The organism is Pseudoalteromonas aquimarina (assembly GCF_049257255.1).
Taxonomy (GTDB): Bacteria; Pseudomonadota; Gammaproteobacteria; order Enterobacterales; family Alteromonadaceae; genus Pseudoalteromonas.
This window is the reverse complement of record NZ_JBMMUG010000001.1, coordinates 783,219-804,387: the sequence shown is the minus strand read 5'-3', so window position 1 is coordinate 804,387 and position 21,169 is coordinate 783,219. Positions and strand designations below refer to the sequence as shown.

Below are 21,169 nucleotides of genomic sequence, written 5' to 3'. Positions count from 1 at the left end.
GTGAAAAATTAACCATGTTTAAAACTAAATTTGTTAAACAATCATTTCTAGCAAGTGCTGTGGCACTGGCGATTTCGGGCTGTGGTGCTGATGTAACCACAAGCAACACAGAAAGTGCAGTGCAAAATAATGCAATAGCGCCTGGTGCACCTGGTAGCAAACCATATTGGGCTTATTCAGGTAAAACAGGTATTGGTACCAGCTACGAAGCATACTTAGATGGCAGCTACAGCGATAAAGCGACAACTGGTACCGTTTCAAAAGTGTGGTTCTCATTAGCGCAGGGTATTATTACTGAAACCATGTTTGGTTTAATTCATCAAGCACAGTTAAAAGAAATGCAATTTGTAGTGAAAGGCAACAACTTTGTTGCAACAGAGCTAGACGACACCAACTGGCAAATTGACTATCTACAAAAAGACGAACTTGGCAGACCATTATCACTTGCTTACAAGCTAACAAATACAGACAAGCAAGGGCGCTTTAAAATTGAAAAGCATATTTTCACAGATAGCAACAACCAAACGTTATTTGTAAAAGTGGCATTAGAATCACTAAAAGGCGAACCACTGTCACTTTATGTTCATGCTAATCCGTATGTAAATAATAACGGTGTTGGTGATAAAGCCATGGTGAAAGATGGCAAACTCGTTGCGGTTGATGGCGACAACTATCTTACACTTTCAAGCAAAACTGCATTTGAAAAGGCAAGCGTGGGTTTTGTTGGTACATCTGATCTGATATCACAAATGAAATCGGGCGAAACGTTCACCAGCTATTTAACAACCGGTGATAAAAGTGGAAATGTGTCGCTAGATGCATTACTTGGCAGTACATCAAGCAAAGCAGAATTTGATTTAACACTTTCATTTGGTAAAACCTTGGATGAGAGTATTGCAGCAGCAACCTCAAGCCAAGAAAAAGGCTACCAAGCGCTACTAACTGAATTTGGTACTGATTGGCAACGGTATTTAGCATCGCTTGATCTTGAAACTTTGAGCTCACAATCTGCTGATAATGGCCGCTTAGCTTATGCCAGTGCACTCGTGTTAAAAGCACAAGAAGACAAAACGCATACAGGCGCATTGATTGCATCATTGTCAAACCCTTGGGGCGACACAGTACCTGCAATTGAAGGTCACACAGGTTACAAAGCGGTTTGGGTACGCGACTTTTATCAAGTAGCCATGGCATTCTTAGCTATGGGTGATACTGCAACCGCTAAAACCGCATTTGAATACCTAGAAAAAGTACAAGTAACCGATAAAACACCGGGTAACCAAGGCGATACAGGTTGGTTTTTACAAAAAACTCATGTAGACGGAGAACTAGAGTGGGTAGGTGTTCAACTTGACCAAACCGCTATGCCAATTATGCTTGGTTGGAAGCTTTACCTTGCTGATGTATTAACCAAAGAAGAACTTGTTCACTGGTTTAACAAAATGCTTAAACCTGCGGCAGATTTTTTAGTGGAAGGTGGCCTTGCGAAAATCCTTTGGAATGACACTGAAATTAAACCGCCATTTACTCAGCAAGAACGTTGGGAAGAGCAAGCAGGGCATTCGCCATCAACAACAGCTGCAGTGATTGCTGGTCTTATTACTGCAAGTGAAATTGCAAAGCTGGCAGGCGATGATGCTATGGCCACCGAGTACTTAAATGTAGCAAAAGATTACAACGCCAAAGTTGAATCGCGCATGTATACTACTAAAAGTACGCTACCGAGTGATGCATCGAATGGCCAGCATTATGTGCGTATAAGCCAAGATGACGATGCAAACTCAGCCACTATTCTTGGTGATAACAATGGCCGTAAAGGTTTAGTTAAACAAAGCATTTTGGATGGCGGGTTTTTAGAGCTTGTGCGTTATGGTGTAAGGCCTGCTAATGATAAGCATATTATTGATACGCTTGATGAATATGATGCAGATAACTTGCCTGAAAATCTAAAAGTAAAATATAACTTTACCTTTGAGGGTGTAGAGGGCGAGTTCCCTGGTTGGCGCCGTTACGGTAATGATGGCTACGGTGAAGATGAAATAACAGGCACAAATTACGCTGAAGGTGGCAATAATACACCTGGTCAACGTGGCCGTGTTTGGCCATTCTTTACCGGAGAGCGCGGTCATTACGAAATCGCAAAATTGGCTCAGTTTGGTGATTTTGATAAAGCACAGCAGGCTAATTTAGTGCAAACTTATGTGAAGGGCATGGAACAATTTGCCAATGAAGGCTTAATGTTGCCAGAGCAAGTATGGGATGGTGTAGGCGTTAACCCTCACAACTATACATTTGGTGAAGGCACGAACTCTGCGACACCTCTTGCATGGACACATGCGGAGTACATTAAGCTACTACGTTCCATGTCAGATAAACAAGTTTGGGATTACTACCCAGTAGTGAAAGAAAAACTGAATTAAAAAAGGCGCGTTAAGCGCCTTTTTTATGCTGAATGCCTGATCACTAACGTGGGTTTTAGCTGCGTTTGAACTGGCGGCTCATCTTTTAATTGCGCTAATAAGTTTGCTACTAACATTTCACCAGCAACAGAAGTACTCTGGTTTACGGTAGTCAGTGCAGGCTCCGTAAAGCTCGCAACAGGAATATCATCAAAGCCAATTACACTGATATCTTCAGGTACGTTTAAGCCCGCTTCTTTTACAGCACGAATAGCACCAATTGCGATTAAATCGCTAGCAGCAAAAATAGCATTGATAGGACGCTTTAAGCTAAGCAATGTTTTGGTTGCGTTATAGCCAGATTCATCAGTTGAAATAGCATTGATAATTTGGCGCGCATCGACATCAAGCCCATGCTTTTGAAGGGTGTCTTTAAAGCCATTAAAGCGGGCAAAAAATTCAGGGCTGTGCTCTGAAGCATCTCCAATAAATGCACATTGGGTGCGTTTTTTAGCAACTAAAAACTCAGCAACTTGTTCGCCGCCATAATAATTGTCACATGAAATGGAAAGCTCAGGACGTGAATCAACGTTTGCGCCCCAACACACAAATTTCGTGTTGTTTTGTAGTAAGGTGGCTAAACGCGCCTGATAGTCGATGTAATCACCGTAACCCAACAAAATAAGGCCATCGGCACGATGACTATCTTCGTATTGAGCTTGCCAGTCCTGATCCATTTGTTGAAACGATACTAACAAGTCATAACCTTGATTAGCGCATGCGCGTGTAATTGAACCGAGCATCGATAAAAAGAACGGATTGATATGTGACTCGTCACTGGTTGGGTCTTCAAACAGCAAAAGGGCAATGGTATTGCTTTGTTGAGTGCGTAAATTACTGGCGTTCTTATCCACTTTGTAATTGAGCTTTTTGGCGATTTCAAACACTTTCTTTTTGGTTTCTTCATTCACCAGTGGACTGTTGCGTAATGCACGAGACACGGTCGATTGTGATACACCAGCATAGTGTGCGATATCGAACGACGTCGCTTTTGATTTACTCAACTCAACACCTTTTTTAAATATAAATGCGTAATTAGCAGGTATTTTAGCCATAAATTTGATAAAAAAACTAACTTTATGTATACAGATATTGAATTTAATCTGACACCGGTGTCATAATTGGCAAATTAAACCGGAGTCAATTGGGTTTGTTGCCAATTTATTTAGTTGTCTGTAGCAGGGCACAAATAAACCGCTAACGAGTTGCAAATACTGCACTTAAAAAACTTAGCCAATTCAATTGAGAGATATTATATGTTTGAGCCTATTTTAGTTGCAGATGTTGGTGGTACAAATGCCCGTTTCGCTTTGGTGAGCGCATTTGATAAAGCAACCAAAGATATTACATTTGACCATATTCAAAAATTATCGAGTTTAGAATTTGATAGTTTTGCTGATGTATTAGCTGCCTATGTTAATACGTTAGATAATGTGCCAAAAAAAGCGTGTTTTGCAGTGGCTGGTCCGCGTAAGCAAGATACCGTTTTTTTAACTAATTTAGGTTGGCAGTTTAATGTTAACGACATTAAAAATGCTTTTGGTTTTGAAGAATTTAAAGTAATTAATGACTTTGCAGCGTTTGCAGAAGCCGCGCCATACATTAATGACGCTGATAACTTAGTTGTTAAACAAGGTTGTGCCCACAGTGATGGTAATATTGCGGTAATCGGCCCAGGTACAGGGTTTGGTGCAGCAGCGTTAGTTAAAGGTGATAACCACAATGTTGTGTTAAGTTGTGAAGCAGGGCACATCAGTTTAGCGGCTTGTAATGCGCTAGAACGCGACTTAATTGCGGCGCTTAGCGAAGACTTTGAACATGTATCCGTTGAACATGTGTTTTCAGGTCAAGGCATTGAAAATTTATATCGTGCAATGGCAAAAGTGCATAATACAAATGCCAAAGAGTATGATGCGCCAACAATCACCAAACTTGCACTTGCCAATGACGATGACATTTGTGTAAAAACCTTAAATCAATTTTGTGACTGGATTGGTGCAGTCGCCGGTGATTTAAGCCTGACGTTTAATGCAACAGGCGGCGTTTATATCGGTGGTGGTATTTTACCGCGTTTTCAAGATAAGCTACTGGGAAGTAAGTTTGCTAAACGATTTGTTGCGAAAGGAAAAATGCAGCATATCGTGGAAGATATTCCAGTCATTTTAATTACTCAAGACAACATCCCATTACTTGGCGCAGCTGCCAGTTTGGAAGCGAATTAATAACTAGAGAACTATATGGAAAAAGTGACGATAAATAGTGTGGCTAAGCATGCTGGGGTATCGAAAAAAACGGTATCACGGGTGCTAAATAATGAGCCGAATGTGTCTGATGCTACGCGTGAAAAAGTACAACAGGCATTTAAAGAGCTAAATTATCGTCCTAACCCCATTGCACGTGGTCTTGCACATAATCGTAGTTTTATTATCGGCTGCTTATACGACAACCCGTCGAAAAGTTATATTACGCGCGTGCAGTCTGGCGCACTAGAAGCTTGTCAAGAACGCAACTACAACTTACTGATCCACCCGTGTGAATTACGTGGTGAGCCACTGATTGATAATATTGAAACTTTGATCAGCACCTCGCGCTTAGATGGCCTTGTACTCACACCGCCATTTTCTGATAACAAAGAGCTCGTAGACTATCTTAAATTTCGTAATGTCCCCTATGCGCGTGTTGCACCAGTAACACTTGATGATGAGTCAATCTCTATTAAAAGTAACGACACGCAAGCGGCTTACGATATTACCAAGTTGTTATTATCCCTTGGTCACAAAGAAATTGCGTTTATCAAAGGCCACCCAGATCACAGTGCCACAGAAGCCCGTTTTGATGGCTATGTAAAAGCGTTGGGTGAAGAGGGCATTGCACTTAAAACAGAATTTGTTGCAGAAGGTAACTTCAGTTATCACTCAGGTGAAGATAGTGCACGTAAAATTCTTGAATCGGCTGCTCGCCCAAGTGCTGTGTTTGCATCAAATGATTACATGGCTGCAGCGGTATTAAAAGTTGCATCGCAAATGTCTTTAAAAGTACCAGACGAGTTATCAATAGTTGGTTTTGATAATGCACCCATTGCACGTCATATTTGGCCAGGGCTTACAACCATTGCACAGCCAGTAGAAGACATGACGTTTAGGGCTGTGACATTACTTATTGATAGTATTAATGCTGCTGAAATTGAAAACATGGAAGAGATTTTTGCAGGTAAATTAATTGAGCGACAATCCACAGCACAATTTAGTCATTAATTTCACTTCTTGAACAAATTGAAACGCAGCAGCTTGCTGCGTTTTTTATTTCCATTTCTTATAAATTATTTCGTTTTTGTCATTCAATTGTCACTTCAAGGCGTTTTGCTAATAAAAATTCAAGATCAATGATCAAAAATGAGCAAATTTCAGGAAAAGCACTAAAATTAATGTTGACACCGGTGTCATGTATCGGTTTTAATAATGTGACACCGGTGTCATAGAGTGATTGTGAGAGACGCTCGATATCGGACCTTTGAACGGGTAGACAAAGACGCTCGGTACTTAGACTAGTAGGAGTCTCTAATTTAAGTACTGAGCCTTTTTCCCAAATCTTTATGAATGAGTGCGAAAAATGCTACACCCAAGAATCCAAGAAGTTACCAATCGAATTATTGAACGCAGCAAAGCAACACGCCAAGCCTATGTCGCTCGTATGGACGCAGCTAAGTCAAAAGAGCGTGTACGCGCTGGTTTAGGTTGCGGTAATTTAGCTCACGTAATGGCAGCATGTTCAAGTTCTGAAAAAGCACTACTAACTAAAGACGAACAACCTAATCTTGGTATTATCAATTCATACAACGACATGCTTTCAGCGCATGTGCCTTACAAAGAATACCCAGATTTAATTAAAAAGGTTGCAACCAAATTTAATGCCACTGCACAAGTTGCCGGTGGTGTACCAGCTATGTGTGATGGTGTAACGCAAGGCCGTGACGGCATGGAGCTTTCACTTTTTTCCCGTGATGTGATTGCAATGTCTACGGCTGTTTCACTGTCGCACGATGTTTTTGACGGTGTTTTTTGTTTAGGCCTGTGTGACAAAATTGTCCCTGGTCTTGTAATTGGTTCATTGTCTTTTGGTCATTTACCGATTTTCTTCTTACCTGCAGGGCCAATGCCATCAGGTATTCCAAATAAAGAAAAAGCACGTATTCGTCAAAAGTTCGCACAAGGCTTAGTTGGTCGTGATGAGCTGCTTGCTGCTGAAAGCGCGTCTTACCACAGTGCGGGTACGTGTACTTTCTATGGTACGGCAAACTCAAACCAAATGTTGATGGAAATTATGGGCTTACATTTACCTGGTAGCTCATTTGTAAACCCATACACAGAATTACGCGATGGTTTAACCGTAAATGCAGTTGAGCTTATGCTTAATCAGCTAATTAGCACTAAAGATGCAAACCCAATTGGCGAGATTGTAAGTGAAAAAACCATTGTGAATGGTCTAGTAGGTTTACTTGCAACGGGTGGTTCAACGAACCATGCGATCCATTTAGTTGCAATGGCAAAAGCAGCGGGCGTTGAGATTACGTGGAAAGACATGTCAGATATTTCAGAAGTAGTGCCACTACTTGCACGTGTTTATCCAAATGGCTCGGCTGATGTTAACCACTTCCACGCAGCAGGTGGTTTACCGTTCCTAGTGAAAGAGCTGCTAAAAGGTGGTTTCTTACACGAAGACGTGAAAACCATCGTTGGTAATAGCCTAAATGATTACACCAAAGAGCCAGTGATTGATACTTCGGTAATCGCAACGGACAACCAAATTGCAGCGAAAGTAAAATGGCAAGATTGCCCTGAAAATTCGCATGATGAAGATGTACTTCGTCCAATTGAGAATCCATTTAACCCACAAGGTGGCTTACAGCTATTAACGGGTAACTTAGGTCACGCAGTGATTAAAGTGTCTGCTGTACAAGAGCAGCACCAAGTTGTAACTGCGCCAGCAAAAGTATTTAACTCGCAAGCTGGATTACAAGATGCGTTTGCGCGTGGTGAACTAGAAACTGATTTTATTGCTGTGATTAAAGAGCAAGGCCCGAAAGCGAAAGGTATGCCAGAACTTCACAAGCTAACGCCAATTATGGCAACCCTGCAAGACAAAGGCTTTAAAGTTGCAATTGTAACAGATGGTCGTATGTCGGGTGCTTCAGGAAAAGTACCAGCTGCAATTCACCTTGCACCAGAAGCGGTAGAAGGTGGCTTTATTGCCAAAATCCGCGAAGGTGATGTGGTAACACTTGATGCACCAAAAGGTGTACTAAAAGTGCATGTATCTGACGAAGAACTGGCACAACGCGAACTTGAAATTAGCGAGCAGGTGCAAACTTATGGTACTGGCCGCGAATTGTTTGAAGGCATTCGTCAAACGGTATCAAGCGCTGATTTAGGTGCAAGTGCATTTGGTCTTATTTATCCAAATACAAACCACTAACAGGAAGTAAAAATGAGTATTGAAAAAATTCTTCAAGCAGCACCGGTTGTCCCTGTTGTTGTAATTAATGACCTAGAAGATGCAGTGCCATTAGCAACTGCGCTTTATAACGGTGGTTTACGTGCACTTGAAATCACACTGCGTACACCTGTTGCAGTTGAAGCAATTAAACAAATAAAACAAGCACTACCAGAAGCATTCGTAGGTACTGGTACTGTAATTGATAAAGCAACATTTAACGCATCAATTGAAGCGGGCGCTGATTTTATGGTGAGCCCAGGTGTTAACGATGAACTGTTAGCACTTGCAAGCGAGACTGATGTGCCATTTTTACCAGGTGCAGCGACTCCTAGTGAAGTAATGCAACTTGCAGCAAAAGGCTTTAAGTTTTTAAAGTTTTTCCCAGCTGAAGCTGCTGGCGGCGTACCAATGCTTAAATCAATTTTTGGTCCATTACCACAGGTTAAGTTTTGCCCAACTGGCGGTGTAAGCCTTGCCAGTGCGCCAAACTATTTAGCACTACCAAACGTGGTATGTGTTGGTGGTACGTGGATGTTAGATAAAGAATTAATCGCAAATAAAGACTGGCAAGCAATTGAAGAGTTAGCGCGCCAAGCAAGTAAAGTGAACAAGGGTGAATAAGATGATCAGAGTAGCAATTAACGGTTATGGCCGTATTGGACGCAACGTTTTACGTGCGCTTTATGAATCAAATCGCGAGCAAGAAATTAAAATTGTAGCAATCAACGATTTAGCACCAGCAAACGTAAATGCACATTTAACTCAGTACGATTCGGTACACGGTATTTTTGGCAAAAAAGTAACACTTGCTGAAAACACACTTATTATTGATAACGATGAAATTGCACTAGTGCAAGAGCGCGATCCAGCAAACTTACCGTGGGCTGACTTAGCAGTTGATATCGTACTTGAATGTACTGGTTTATTTACTTCACGTGAAGCAGCGGCAAAACACATCGAAGCGGGTGCTAAGCGTGTAATCGTATCAGCGCCAGGTACTGATATGGATGCAACAGTTGTTCACGGTGTTAACTCTGACGTACTAAATGCTGATAGCATCATCATCTCAAACGCATCTTGTACAACAAACTGTTTAGCGCCAGTAGCTAAAGCACTTAACGATACAATTGGTATTGAGCAAGGTAGCATGACGACAATTCATGCATACACTAACGATCAAAACTTATCAGACGTTTACCACAGCGACTTATACCGTGCGCGTAGTGCAACACAAAGCATGATCCCAACAAAAACGGGTGCAGCGAAAGCAGTAGGTTTAGTATTACCAGAATTAGCAGGTAAATTAGACGGTATGGCAGTGCGTGTACCAACAATCAACGTATCACTAGTTGATTTAACTTTTATTGCTAAGCGTGATACTACAGCAGAAGAAGTAAATGCAGCAGTTAAAGCAGCAGCTGAAGGTGCAATGGCAGAAGTACTTGAGTACAACGAAGCACCACTTGTATCAATTGATTTTAACCACAACCCTGCGTCTTCAGTATTTGATGCAACACAAACAAAGGTTGATGGTAAATTAGTTAAAGTTATGGCTTGGTACGACAATGAATGGGGTTTCTCAAACCGCATGCTAGACCAAGTTACAGCATTAGGTAAATTCCTGTAAATTTTACCAAGATATATAAAAAAACGGCTGCATCTGCAGCCGTTTTTTGTATTTCTTAATATAAAATTAGCTGCTTAAAATGCTGATTGTTCTAAACTAAAATGGCTTTTTAAAACTTACTTTTAATGAATTATTTACACTAACCATGGAAAGGTGACTCACATGACAAAATTAGATATTATTCAAAGTGACTTTTGACAAGGAGTAGTGAGTGCGTACAGTCATTTCACTTCTATTATTTATCTCGTTCACTGTGATAGCTATTAAACGCTTTAATCAGCTAGATTTTTCTGATCTTGTCCTTAAAGTTGAACAAACTTATGGTAAAAAAGGTGCTGAACGTACTTTAGAATGGTTTGATTTTATTAAGGAAACAGAAGCAAGTTCTGAATGGCAGCAAATTAACAAAGTAAACCATTTTTTTAATAAAAAAATTGACTACCAACTAGATGAAGAGCTTTGGGGTAAACAAGATTATTGGGCGAGTCCGATAGAGACCTTAGGGCGTGGAAAAGGCGATTGTGAAGACTATGCTATCGCTAAATACTTTAGTTTAATAGCCTTAGGGATCCCTGAGGAAAAAATAAGATTGATGTATGTAAGACAGTTAACTATCAATCAGCCTCATATGGTACTTATTTACTTCGAAGAACCTAGCTCTATACCTTTTGTACTCGATAATTTTAACAATAAATTGTTACCAGCGACAAAACGTCGTGATTTAAAACCAATTTATAGTTTTAATGGTCAAGGATTATGGTTGGCAAAAGCCAAAGGCTTAGGTAAAAAAATAAAAAACACAAGTGGTGTATCGGCCTGGGATAATATGTTAGAACGGATTGAACAGGGTGAATTAAACACGATGGAATCAAAGATAAAAGAAGCAAATTATGCAAAGCTTAATTAACAAAGGAATGAGCCTTAAAGTTCAAATATACGGACTTTTAATACTTTTAGCGACACTATCTTTCTTAGGTCGTCTTTATATAAGTGTTGAAAATACAAGAGAATATTTTGAAGAGCAAATGAGTAGCCATGCTCAAGATGCGGCAACTAGTTTAGGTTTATCAATTTCTCCATACATGGATGAAGAGAATATCGTCATTGCCGAGACTATGATGGCGGCTATATTTGACTCGGGTTATTACAAAAGCATGCGATTAGTCTCACCCGAGGGAAAGGTGATATTAGAACGTAACAACCCGTCTGCAATTGAAGGTGTTCCTTACTGGTTCATCGATTTAATTGATTTAAAAGCGCCAACGCAAATGAGTGAAGTGAGTAGTGGTTGGCAAATAGCAGGCACACTCTATGTCACAAGTCATCCAGGTATTTCATACCTAAAAATTTGGGAATACACAAAACGCGCAGCATATGGCTCGTTACTAGTTATTTTATTTTGTCTGTTTATTGCATATTTAATATTAAAAGCGATATTTAGGCCACTCAAAAGTGTCGAAAGTCAGGCGAATTTAGTCGCACAAAAAAGGTTCGAATTAAACAATAAAGTACCATTTACAACTGAACTCAGAGCTGTAACTTCAGCAATGAACAAAATGGTATCGAATTTACAAAATAACTTCGATTCGATGACCAAACAAACAGAAAAACTGACTAAAGAAGCGCTAATTGATGAACTTACCGGACTCGGTAACCGCCGTGCATTTTGTAGCTACTTTGAATCTAACAAAGCATTAATTCAAAAAGGCGAAGTGCACAGTATGTGCATGATAACGCTTCCATCTCTTCAAATCCTCAACACAGAGCAAGGTTACCAAGCTGGTGACGAGTATGTGAATGAGGTAGTGCAAATTTTAACTGAAGAGACAAAACAATATGAACATAGTTACTTATTTAGAATATCCGGTGGCTCTTTAGTTATTATATTTGATTATGATAAATCGTTTTTAAAAGGTTTTCATAAAGACTTAAAAGATACATTCATACATAAAAATACTAGTCGCTATGAAAAAGGCTATGCCAATATTTGTATTACAGAGTTTAATGAAAATGATAGTCTGAAAAATGTACTTGCTAACTTAGATACTGCTACGACTCTTGAACAGCAGGGCGTGAAAGGGGCAGATGACGTAAATGTTAGTTTAAGTTTAAATGAATGGCGAACCATCATTAATAATATTATTTCTTCTGGGGATATTAATTTCAGCTTTCAGCCTGTGAAACTTAACGGTACTAATAATACGGGTTTATATTATGAAGTGTTTGCACGCTTTACTCATGAAAATGAGCAGGTTAACAATGCTCAGCTATTTGCAATGGCTGAGCGTTTAAACCTTACAATGGAACTTGATAAAAAGCTAATTAGAAGTTTTGTAGAGTTAAAAGAAGTTCAATACGATAAAACATTTGCTTTAAATTTAACTCGTGAATCGTTCTACTCAGGCGATTTCCTGAATTGGTTGAAAATGTATAGCGATGTTAAAGCGGCTCTTAAACATAATCTTATTTTTGAGATTAAGGAATCGGTATTATTAGCAGATATAAAAGCAGCAGCAAATATCATTGATGAATTCAAATTAATTGGTATAGATACCTGTATTGAACACTTTGGTACCAGCTTAACCTCATTTAAATATTTACAAGGGTTGGATGTTGAATTTATAAAAATAGATGGTGCATATACCCAAGATCTTTTAAATAACCCACAAAATAACATTTTTATTCAGACAATTAACCATATTTGCCATAGTCTGGGTATTAAAGTGATCGCGTGTTTAATTGAAAATAGTGAAACTCTTCGATTAGTAGAAGAGCTAGGGTGTGATGGTTCACAGGGAAACTATATTCGTAAACCATTAAATATTTCGCAAGAAACAGAAGAAAATGTGTTTACTTTCCATACCAAAGGATTAGAATTGTAAAAATAATTTGCGGTGTGATTGCATATATCAGTTTAAGGACAATTTAATGAAAAAATTAACAACAGCTTCGTTATTAGCATTAAGCTTAATCACGAGTACAGGTTTTGCTGTAAATGCAAACGAAAAACTGGACATAGTTAAACTTATACAAAAAGCGGATGAAGCGTCCTTAGAGACTGTTATTGCAAACCTGATTGCTGCAAACCCTTCAGATCAAAATATTTTGCAAGAAATCGCAAATGCATCTGACGCAGCTGGAGTTATAAAAGATGACTTTATCACAATAGCACTAGCCAATGGAGTTGATGCAACCCTTGTTGGTATCATTACTGAATCATACACAGCTGCAGGCCAAAACAATAATGGTGTTGGACGAGGAGTTGGCGCTGGTCGTAATATCAATCGTGGTATGGGTAATGGTAATGGTAATGGTGGTAACGGCGGCGGCGGCGGTGGCGGCGGCACTTCCGAAGACAACAATAACTAAGTAAAGGACCTCGCAAGAGGTTTTTTATTATCTGCAATTCAAAGCTTTATTTAAATAGATACCTCACACTTTCTAACCTTACATTTTCACCCCGACCAACAATAATTTTAAAAATAAATCGGTTAATTGCTTTTTATAGAAGGGTATATTGATTTGTTGTTATTAGTTATTAAAAATAACGTTTAAGTAATTTTTATCAGCCTAAGTAATAAAGTGTAATACTAATTAAATTAGAGTTCTTTAAAATAAATTTTTATATTCTTAAGGAATATTAAATTAATGCCAAATATGGATTGTTGATTGAAATAATACCTTAAAAACGTATAATACACGCTCAATTTTGTTAGCAGGGAAGCAATGAAAATTTTCTGCTATTTTGAATCATAGGATCATTTGTGAAAGTACAAAAAGCAGTATTGCCAGTTGCCGGCTTAGGTACTCGTATGTTGCCCGCAACTAAAGCCATTCCAAAAGAAATGCTTCCTCTTGTAGATAAGCCTCTTATTCAATATGTAGTTAAAGAAGCAGTTGAGGCTGGAATCAAAGAAATTGTACTTGTTACTCACTCTTCTAAAAATTCTATAGAAAACCACTTTGATACAAGCTTTGAACTTGAAGCAACACTCGAGGCACGTGTTAAGCGCAGTTTGCTTGAAGAAGTACGTGCAATTGTACCTAAAGATGTAACTATTATTTCTGTCCGTCAACCACAGCCACTTGGTTTGGGCCATGCAGTATTATGCGCTAAACCAATCGTTGGTAATGAACCTTTCGCTGTATTATTACCTGATGTAATTGTTGATGAGTACGAAAGTGATCTAAAAAAAGACAATTTAGCTCAAATGATAGCGCGTTTTGAAGAAACAAACGCAAGCCAAATTATGGTTGAACCAGTACCAGCTGAACAGGTTAACCAATACGGTGTTGTTGATATCTCCGGTGTTGAATTACAGCAAGGTGACAGCGCTGTTATATCTAATATGGTAGAAAAGCCAGCTATAGATGAGGCACCAAGTAATTTAGCCATTACAGGCCGCTATGTTTTAAGTGCCTCAACATGGGAATTACTTGAATTTACTCCTCCAGGCGCAGGCGGTGAAATACAGCTAACAGATGCATTACATAGTCTTCGTAAGTTGGAAAGCTTAGAGGCGTATCATCTTAAAGGCAAATCTCATGATTGTGGTTCAAAACTTGGTTATTTAATGGCTAACGTCGAGTACACTTTGCGTTGCGGCAAACTGGGAGCTGACTTTAAGAGCGAGTTAACAAAGTTTTTAATGAATGAAAATAAAAACCTTAAAATCGCATGATAACTGTATTTGGGTCAATCGCTAGTTAGTCCAAACATTTTGCATATGCACTAGTAAGTTTAATGTATTCTTCGAGATTAAAATATGAATATTACAATTGCAGGCACAGGTTATGTAGGCCTATCAAACGCAATTTTATTAGCACAACATAATAATGTGATTGCATTAGATTTGATGCAAGAAAAAGTAGACCTTATAAACGATAAAAAATCACCTATTGTTGATCAAGAAATCGAAGATTACCTTGCAAATAAAAAATTAAATTTAGTAGCTACTACTGATAAAAACTTAGCATATAAGAATGCTGACTATGTAGTTATTGCAACGCCAACTGACTACGACGAAGTAACAAATAAGTTTGATACATCATCAGTTGAAGCTGTAATAAAAGATGTTAATGCAATTAACCCTGCTGCAATCATGGTGATTAAGTCAACTGTACCGGTAGGCTTTACCAAGCGTATTAAGCAAAAGCTATGTTCTAGTAATATTATATTCTCTCCAGAATTTTTACGTGAAGGTAAAGCTCTTTATGACAACCTTCATCCTTCACGTATTATTGTTGGTGAGAAATCTGAAAGAGCTCAAGCGTTTGCTGAGCTACTTGCTCAAGGAGCAATTAAAGAGAACATTGAAATATTGTTAACTGGTTCAACTGAAGCCGAAGCAGTTAAGCTTTTTTCCAATACATATCTAGCTATGCGAGTTTCTTATTTTAATGAATTAGACACATATGCAGAAAGCCATGGTTTAGATACAAAAGAAATTATTGATGGAGTGAGTTTAGACCCGCGTATTGGAAATCATTATAACAATCCTTCATTTGGTTATGGTGGTTATTGCTTACCAAAGGATACTAAACAGCTTCGTGCAAATTTTGAAGATGTACCAAATACACTTATTAACTCAATTGTAGAGTCAAATACTGTTCGTAAAGATCACATAGCGTTTTCAATAATAAACAAACAACCAAAAGTGGTTGGAATTTATAGATTAATAATGAAAACCGGCTCAGATAATTTTAGAGCGTCTTCTATTCAAGGAATTATGAAAAGAATAAAGGCTAAAGGTATTGAGGTTGTTGTATACGAACCAGTTTTAGAAGAAGAACTATTTTTTAACTCAAAAGTAATTAAAAATCTTGATGAGTTTAAAGCTATGTCTAATGTAATCGTCTCTAACAGAATGGACGAATGTCTAAAAGACGTCGCTGCTAAAGTGTATACACGAGATTTGTTTGGCAGTGATTGATATGAGTAAAGCAATAGCAGACATAAAACTAGGCATTGCAATTGTAAATTACTGCACACCTGATTTAGTGATTGATTGTTTGAAATCTCTTGAAGCTGAAGCTCAAAAATTTTCTTCATGCTTAGTATATGTAGTTGACAATTGCTCACCTGATAACTCATCTGCACAAATTAAATCATTTATTAAAGATGCTGGGTTCGAAACCTGGGTCACATTTATAAATGCCGATAAGAATGGTGGTTTCGCTTATGGTAATAACCTTGCTATAAAGCCACTCTTAGAAAGTGGCTGTGATTACATTTGGCTATTAAACCCAGATACAGTTATTTTTGATAGTGCCGCAGCGAAACTAGTTGAATTTTTGCAATCGAACCCATTGGCTGGTATTGCAGGCTCTAAACAAGTTAACGAGCAAGGCGAAAAGTTGACGTCAGCTTTTAACTACCCAAGTATATTGGGGGAACTTTTAACAAGTGCCAAACTAGGTATTCTAGATAGACTGCTACCAAATAAAGTTGTACCTGTTCATCACCCCAAAAACTTCCATCAATACGATTGGGTTTCTGGCGCATCACTTATGGCTAAGCGAGCTGTGTTTGATGTAGTGGAAAAAATGGATGATGATTACTTTTTGTATTACGAAGAAGTTGATTTTTGTTTTCAGGCAAAAGCACGTGGATTTGCTTCATATTATGTCGACGAAAGTGTGATTAAACATTTTGTTGGAGCTTCAACAGGAATTACAAATAAAGTTAAGCCTGTTCCTAATTATTGGTTTAATTCACGGAGACGATTTTTAATTAAGTCTTATGGAAGGTTGGGTGCTATTGGTGCGGATTTTTTTCATATTGTTGGCTTAGCTATATACACCTTTAAAGGCTTACTTAAAAAGGACCAAGCTAAGCTGCCGCCAAAATACTTTAGCTCTTTTTTAAGCCATAGTAGCTTTGTAAAAGGTATAGAGTAGTGGAGATATACCTTAAGGGTTCAGGCCACTTTGCCTTCGCATATCTTGTGGGTTTTTTAGTAATGCTAGTAATGCAGTTTAGTGCTAAGAAAAGCTTAAAAGTACAAGTCTATAGCCCTTTTATACCTTTTATTCTTGGTGTTTGGGCCGCGTTACCTTACTTTTTATTTGGCAAAGAATATACTGCACCTTGGCTAAATGTTTTCTTTTTTTATGATTTAATTCATACCAACGAAATACTAGCTAAAGTGTTTGCAAGAACAGCGATTGTGGCACTTTTTTGTGGCACTTTATATACGTACATTATTTTTAAATATATTGCGCTGGTAAGATATTGTAGAAAATATGGTTGGGGGGGTAAATCTAATGCCTGATAAGCACGTTTACTTTTCTATAGGTGCAGCTGTTGGAAGCGGTATCGCATTTTTAATTGGTAAAAATAGACATAAGCTACAAGAAACTAAGCAAGTATTTAAAAGCATTAATAGAGTTAATAGGCATTGGTTTCTTTATTTTCCTGTAGTAATTGGTTTAGTTGGTCTTTGGGGTTTAGTGCCCGATATTATTCATGCCCTTGGCATTTTAGAAAAAGATATTACCAGGACAGCATGGTTTAACATATTTTTCTTTCATTCTTGGTTTGAGCAAATTGAAAGTACCAATCCTAATTTAGATAGAGTGTTTGATTTAGCTGGTCAGGCAATATTATTTTTTATATGTATTGGCATAATGCTGACATATGTTCATTTTATTAAATTAGCAGTAAAAAAGCATGAACAACGTAAAAAATAACATCGACTTAAAAAAAGTTGGAATAGTGGTAATCGGACGAAATGAGGGTGAGCGACTAGAGAAATGTTTGCAATCAATCGTTGGTACAAAAGCGACCATTATTTATGTTGATTCTGCCTCATCTGATAACAGCATTTCCATTGCTAACAAATACAATATTGAGTGTATTGAACTTTCAGAAGATAGAAAATTAAGTGCTGCCCTTGCTCGAAATGTTGGCATCAAGCATCTAATAACATGTCCAGAATTAGACTACATACAGTTAATTGATGCAGATTGTGAGTTAAACGAACATTGGCTTGAAAATTCAGTTAATCATTTACAGGATAATCCTAATACTGCTGCAGTGTGTGGGCGTTTAAGAGAAAAACATGTAAATGCTTCTATTTACAATAAATTAGCTGATTTAAGTTGGTATATTCCTTCTGGATTTATAAATAGTTGTGGTGGATTAGCATTAGTTAGAGCAAGAATATTTAGGGAAGGGTTGTTTTTTAACGCTGAACTTATTGCCGGAGAAGAACCTGAATTTTATAAACGGGTTAAGAAACTCGGATTCGAAATTCAATGCATTGATTTTGAAATGGCTTCTCATGATAGTGCAATGCATCATTTTTCCCAGTGGTGGACTAGAAATACAAAAAGTGGTTATGGCTATGCCAGTGCAAAGGAGTGGGATGGTTTTGTTGGACAGGAAAGAAGTATTCTTATTTGGGCAACACTCATTCCCTTATTAATTCTTATTTGCAGTTTAATTACTCCAATCTCTTTGTTGCTATTACTAGTGTATCCGCTACAGGCAATAAGAGTAGCTCTAAAACTTAAGAAGCCATATCGCTTTAAGGATAAACTTTTGGAAAGTATTTTTATTCTATTGGCTAAGTTTCCCCAGCAAATTGGGGTTTTACGTTTTAAATTCAATAAAGTTAATAATTTACAATATAAATAGAGCAAGAAGATCTCTTTAATTTTTAATAAACAAATCGGTAGGAGTTAACCTTAGTGGGAAACGAATATTTAATTATCTCTCCATGTCGCAATGAAGAAAAGTACATGCGAAAGACATTAGAATCAGTAGTTAATCAAACAATAACACCTGCTAAATGGTTGATCGTTGATGATGGTTCTACCGATAATACACCTCAAATACTTAGAGAATATGCTGATAAGTACGATTTCATTGAAATTTTAACGCGTAAAAACCGTGGTCACCGTGCTGTTGGTCCAGGTGTTATTGAAGCTTTTTATGACGGTTACAATCAGCTAAATATTGATGATTACAGCTATATTTGTAAGTTAGATTTAGACTTAGATTTACCCTATGGCTATTTTGAATTTCTGATTAATCAAATGGTGCAAGAACCAAGATTAGGTACCTATAGTGGTAAGCCATATTTTATTGATGATAAATCGGGAGAGTTAATACCTGAGGTGTGTGGCGATGAATCATCAGTGGGTATGACAAAATTTTATCGTGTTGAATGCTTTAAGCAAATAGGTGGTTTTGTCCGTCAAGTTATGTGGGATGGTATTGATAGCCACCGATGTCGTTTATTAGGATGGATTTCAGCCAGTGAAGATCATCCAGAAATTAGATTCACCCATTTAAGGCCAATGGGCTCAAGCCAAAAAAGTATTTGGACTGGTCGAATTCGCCATGGGTTTGGGCAATATTTTATGGGCACAGGCTTTCTTTATATGTTTGCCTCTGTGGTATTTAGATTAAATAAAAAACCATATGTTATAGGTTCTATTGCAACATTTTGGGGCTATGTTAAAAGTGCATTCACTAATGTGCAGCGTTTAGATGACCCAGAAATGATAAAGTTAATGAAGCAATTTCATTGGGCTTGTTTAACAAAAGGTAAAGTAAAAGCTGCAAAAGAGTTTAATCAAAAGCGTGCAGCATATTGGAACCCAAACAACCCTGGCTATTCTATGCCAAATAAAGAGGTTTAAGTGGCAAACCTTAATAAGAAAGTAATGTACCTTGGGCCTGAAATTCCATCCTTGTCAGCCACTTTTATTTACAATGAAATTTTTCAGGCACGCAAACTAGGTTACGAGATAAAAGTTGCATCAGTACATAAGCCAGCAGCATTGGCTAGCCAACGTGTGCAAAAAGAACTAGGTGATGTTACCTACATTTATAATGCTGGTGTAAAGGCATTTTTTAAAAGCTTTATTAGATTGATCTTTACGTCGCCCACAACCATGTTTTCAACACTTGCAAACTTGGTTAAGGATGTAATAAAGCTCGGTTTGTTTAACTCGTTAGCTGCGGGTCAATGTTATCGATTTTTAGCTAGTTGCTTTTTAGCTGATGTATTGAAAAAAGAAAGAATAGCGCATTTACACACGCACTTTGCACATGTTCCTACCGATATCGCAATGTATGCGGCTAATATTGCAGGTATTCCTTATAGTGTAACAGCACATGCTAATGATATTTTTGAGCGTGGTTATTTACTTAATGAAAAAATCAACAGAAGTAAATTTTTCGCTACGATTTCAGAGTATAACAAATGCCAGCTAGCTAAGTATGATAAAGCAAACAAACTGAGGGTGATTCGTTGTGGTGTTGATGAGCTGAGTTTTGTACCTAGAAGCCATGATCCGGAAAATAAAACACCTAAAATAGGTGTTTTAGCTCGGCTTGTTGAAAAAAAAGGTATTCACATTCTTATAGATGCCTGTGCAAAGCTGCCTAACCGTGATTTTATCGTTGAAATAGCAGGTGATGGGCCTGAGAAGCAAAAGTTAGAATTACAAGCTAAACAATTGAATCTACAAAAACAGATTAAATTTTTAGGGCAAATGGATAACCACAATGTGGCTAATTGGCTTGATACAATAGACTTTTATGCATTGCCATGTGTTGTTGACAAAAATGGTGATATGGATGGTATTCCTGTGTCATTAATGGAAGCTATGCTTAAAGGTGTTCCGGTAATTACAGCAGATGTATCAGGTGTTGCAGAGCTTGTGATTGATAATCAAACTGGGTTTATCGCAAAATCAGCAGATATCGACGATTTAACATGCAAAATTGAAACTGCATTTTCTATGAATAGCAACGAAAAATTAAAGCTAAAAGAAAATGCGAAACAGCATGTTCTTAAGCACTTTTCAATGAAAGCAAATGCGCAACGACTAATGAATACAATTAATGAATAAACTTACTACAAATTTAATTGAATTAGACAACTGCACTTTAAGTGCGGCAATAAGCGAAACGATAAAACTGAGTAGAAGTGATAAACCAGAATATATTGTTACCCCGAACATTGATCATTTAGCGAGATTGGTGGGTAAAAATAGCACTGAATTACTAACCATTTACCAGCAAGCAAGTTTAAACTTATGTGACAGCCGTATTTTCGAAAAATTGCTTAAATTAAAAGGGCATAGAGTTGAGGAAGTTATTCCTGGTTCAACCCTTACACAAGAGCTTTTTGATGCTCAACTTTCAGCTGATGATAGAGTGTTAATTATTGGTGGCGATGATGAAGTTATCTTGCGTGTTAAAAATAAATATACGAATCTAGATATCCAGCATTACAACCCGCCAATGGGGTTTATTAATAAGCCTGAAGAAGTAGAAAAAACGTTAAATATTATAGAACGTAGTGGCTGTAAATTTGTATTTTTGGCAGTTGGCTCGCCTAGGCAAGAAGTACTGGCAGGCAAACTAAAACTGCGTAACCAATTTAAAGGTGTTGCCTTGTGTATTGGTGCTTCAATTTTGTTTTTAGTAGGTGAAGAAAAACGAGCTCCTAAATGGATGCAAACGTTACACATAGAATGGCTGTACCGTATGCTGCAAGACCCAAAACGCTTAGTAAAACGATATTCAGCAAATGCACTATCACTTATTAAAATTTACAAGGCGTTGTAA

At 37.8% G+C, this 21,169-nt stretch carries 19 protein-coding genes; 18 read left to right on the top strand and 1 reads right to left on the bottom strand.

All coding sequences use genetic code 11. The annotated features are described in order from the left end of the window. The first annotated feature begins 14 nt into the window (after positions 1-14). Positions 15-2,420, top strand: coding sequence for a glycoside hydrolase family 15 protein (locus tag AAEU29_RS03690; protein ID WP_421972115.1), 2,406 nt, complete (start codon positions 15-17; stop codon positions 2,418-2,420). Positions 2,421-2,443: 23 nt separating this feature from the next. Here the strand turns inward: AAEU29_RS03690 and AAEU29_RS03685 are convergent, their stop codons facing one another. Beyond that, on the bottom strand, positions 2,444-3,514 hold the full coding sequence (locus tag AAEU29_RS03685) for a LacI family DNA-binding transcriptional regulator (protein WP_421972114.1): 1,071 nt from the start codon (positions 3,512-3,514) through the stop codon (positions 2,444-2,446). Positions 3,515-3,715: 201 nt separating this feature from the next. On the opposite strand from AAEU29_RS03685, the gene glk reads away from it, so the two are divergent. The 17 genes from glk to AAEU29_RS03600 all read left to right on the top strand — a co-directional run bounded on the left by glk (position 3,716) and on the right by AAEU29_RS03600 (position 21,169). After that, complete coding sequence (glk, locus tag AAEU29_RS03680) at positions 3,716-4,681, top strand: glucokinase (protein ID WP_421972113.1); 966 nt, start codon at positions 3,716-3,718, stop codon at positions 4,679-4,681. A 15-nt stretch (positions 4,682-4,696) separates the two neighbouring features. Beyond that, entirely contained in the window at positions 4,697-5,713 is a 1,017-nt protein-coding gene (locus AAEU29_RS03675; protein WP_421972112.1) for a LacI family DNA-binding transcriptional regulator, read from the top strand. 355 nt (positions 5,714-6,068) lie between these two features. Then, entirely contained in the window at positions 6,069-7,931 is a 1,863-nt protein-coding gene (edd, locus tag AAEU29_RS03670) for a phosphogluconate dehydratase (protein WP_421972111.1), read from the top strand. A gap of 12 nt (positions 7,932-7,943) precedes the next feature. Further along, positions 7,944-8,573 carry a bifunctional 4-hydroxy-2-oxoglutarate aldolase/2-dehydro-3-deoxy-phosphogluconate aldolase gene (locus AAEU29_RS03665; RefSeq protein ID WP_421972110.1) on the top strand — a complete coding sequence of 210 codons (630 nt, stop codon included), beginning with the start codon at positions 7,944-7,946 and terminating at the stop codon, positions 8,571-8,573. A 1-nt stretch (position 8,574) separates the two neighbouring features. Next, positions 8,575-9,579 carry a type I glyceraldehyde-3-phosphate dehydrogenase gene (gene gap / locus AAEU29_RS03660; RefSeq protein WP_421972109.1) on the top strand — a complete coding sequence of 335 codons (1,005 nt, stop codon included), beginning with the start codon at positions 8,575-8,577 and terminating at the stop codon, positions 9,577-9,579. A 211-nt stretch (positions 9,580-9,790) separates the two neighbouring features. After that, entirely contained in the window at positions 9,791-10,486 is a 696-nt protein-coding gene (locus tag AAEU29_RS03655; RefSeq protein WP_421972108.1) for a transglutaminase-like cysteine peptidase, read from the top strand. Next, positions 10,470-12,461, top strand: a complete 1,992-nt coding sequence (locus AAEU29_RS03650; RefSeq protein ID WP_421972107.1) for a bifunctional diguanylate cyclase/phosphodiesterase — start codon at positions 10,470-10,472, stop codon at positions 12,459-12,461. Before AAEU29_RS03655 ends, AAEU29_RS03650 begins: the two co-directional genes overlap by 17 nt. 46 nt (positions 12,462-12,507) lie before the next feature. Next, positions 12,508-12,948, top strand: a complete 441-nt coding sequence (locus AAEU29_RS03645; protein WP_421972106.1) for a hypothetical protein — start codon at positions 12,508-12,510, stop codon at positions 12,946-12,948. Positions 12,949-13,343: 395 nt separating this feature from the next. Continuing rightward, positions 13,344-14,261, top strand: coding sequence for a UTP--glucose-1-phosphate uridylyltransferase GalU (gene galU, locus AAEU29_RS03640; RefSeq protein WP_421972105.1), 918 nt, complete (start codon positions 13,344-13,346; stop codon positions 14,259-14,261). Between the two features lie 84 nt (positions 14,262-14,345). Next, the gene (locus AAEU29_RS03635; RefSeq protein WP_421972104.1) at positions 14,346-15,512 is read left to right on the top strand and encodes a nucleotide sugar dehydrogenase; all 1,167 of its coding nucleotides are present in this window, start codon (positions 14,346-14,348) and stop codon (positions 15,510-15,512) included. 1 nt (position 15,513) lies between these two features. Then, positions 15,514-16,479, top strand: coding sequence for a glycosyltransferase family 2 protein (locus AAEU29_RS03630; protein WP_421972103.1), 966 nt, complete (start codon positions 15,514-15,516; stop codon positions 16,477-16,479). A gap of 71 nt (positions 16,480-16,550) precedes the next feature. Continuing rightward, on the top strand, positions 16,551-16,853 hold the full coding sequence (locus tag AAEU29_RS03625) for a hypothetical protein (protein WP_421972102.1): 303 nt from the start codon (positions 16,551-16,553) through the stop codon (positions 16,851-16,853). Continuing rightward, on the top strand, positions 16,846-17,271 hold the full coding sequence (locus tag AAEU29_RS03620) for a hypothetical protein (RefSeq protein ID WP_421972101.1): 426 nt from the start codon (positions 16,846-16,848) through the stop codon (positions 17,269-17,271). Before AAEU29_RS03625 ends, AAEU29_RS03620 begins: the two co-directional genes overlap by 8 nt. Continuing rightward, a complete protein-coding gene (locus AAEU29_RS03615) occupies positions 17,252-18,220 on the top strand; it encodes a glycosyltransferase family 2 protein (protein ID WP_421972100.1) in 969 nt (322 codons plus the stop codon). The genes AAEU29_RS03620 and AAEU29_RS03615 overlap by 20 nt, the downstream gene beginning before the upstream one ends. Positions 18,221-18,273: 53 nt before the next feature. Continuing rightward, complete coding sequence (locus tag AAEU29_RS03610) at positions 18,274-19,230, top strand: glycosyltransferase family 2 protein (RefSeq protein ID WP_421972099.1); 957 nt, start codon at positions 18,274-18,276, stop codon at positions 19,228-19,230. Further along, positions 19,231-20,448: a glycosyltransferase family 4 protein gene (locus AAEU29_RS03605; RefSeq protein ID WP_421972098.1), complete on the top strand. Its 1,218-nt coding sequence runs from the start codon at positions 19,231-19,233 to the stop codon at positions 20,446-20,448. After that, entirely contained in the window at positions 20,441-21,169 is a 729-nt protein-coding gene (locus tag AAEU29_RS03600) for a WecB/TagA/CpsF family glycosyltransferase (protein ID WP_421972097.1), read from the top strand. The genes AAEU29_RS03605 and AAEU29_RS03600 overlap by 8 nt, the downstream gene beginning before the upstream one ends.

Coding starts and splice junctions, on each gene's coding strand:
- AAEU29_RS03690 (WP_421972115.1), top strand. CDS start 15: ATGTTTAAAACTAAATTTGTTAAACAATCATTTCTAGCAAGTGCTGTG.
- AAEU29_RS03685 (WP_421972114.1), bottom strand. CDS start 3,514: ATGGCTAAAATACCTGCTAATTACGCATTTATATTTAAAAAAGGTGTT.
- glk (WP_421972113.1), top strand. CDS start 3,716: ATGTTTGAGCCTATTTTAGTTGCAGATGTTGGTGGTACAAATGCCCGT.
- AAEU29_RS03675 (WP_421972112.1), top strand. CDS start 4,697: ATGGAAAAAGTGACGATAAATAGTGTGGCTAAGCATGCTGGGGTATCG.
- edd (WP_421972111.1), top strand. CDS start 6,069: ATGCTACACCCAAGAATCCAAGAAGTTACCAATCGAATTATTGAACGC.
- AAEU29_RS03665 (WP_421972110.1), top strand. CDS start 7,944: ATGAGTATTGAAAAAATTCTTCAAGCAGCACCGGTTGTCCCTGTTGTT.
- gap (WP_421972109.1), top strand. CDS start 8,575: ATGATCAGAGTAGCAATTAACGGTTATGGCCGTATTGGACGCAACGTT.
- AAEU29_RS03650 (WP_421972107.1), top strand. CDS start 10,470: ATGCAAAGCTTAATTAACAAAGGAATGAGCCTTAAAGTTCAAATATAC.
- AAEU29_RS03645 (WP_421972106.1), top strand. CDS start 12,508: ATGAAAAAATTAACAACAGCTTCGTTATTAGCATTAAGCTTAATCACG.
- AAEU29_RS03635 (WP_421972104.1), top strand. CDS start 14,346: ATGAATATTACAATTGCAGGCACAGGTTATGTAGGCCTATCAAACGCA.
- AAEU29_RS03630 (WP_421972103.1), top strand. CDS start 15,514: ATGAGTAAAGCAATAGCAGACATAAAACTAGGCATTGCAATTGTAAAT.
- AAEU29_RS03625 (WP_421972102.1), top strand. CDS start 16,551: ATGCAGTTTAGTGCTAAGAAAAGCTTAAAAGTACAAGTCTATAGCCCT.
- AAEU29_RS03620 (WP_421972101.1), top strand. CDS start 16,846: ATGCCTGATAAGCACGTTTACTTTTCTATAGGTGCAGCTGTTGGAAGC.
- AAEU29_RS03615 (WP_421972100.1), top strand. CDS start 17,252: ATGAACAACGTAAAAAATAACATCGACTTAAAAAAAGTTGGAATAGTG.
- AAEU29_RS03600 (WP_421972097.1), top strand. CDS start 20,441: ATGAATAAACTTACTACAAATTTAATTGAATTAGACAACTGCACTTTA.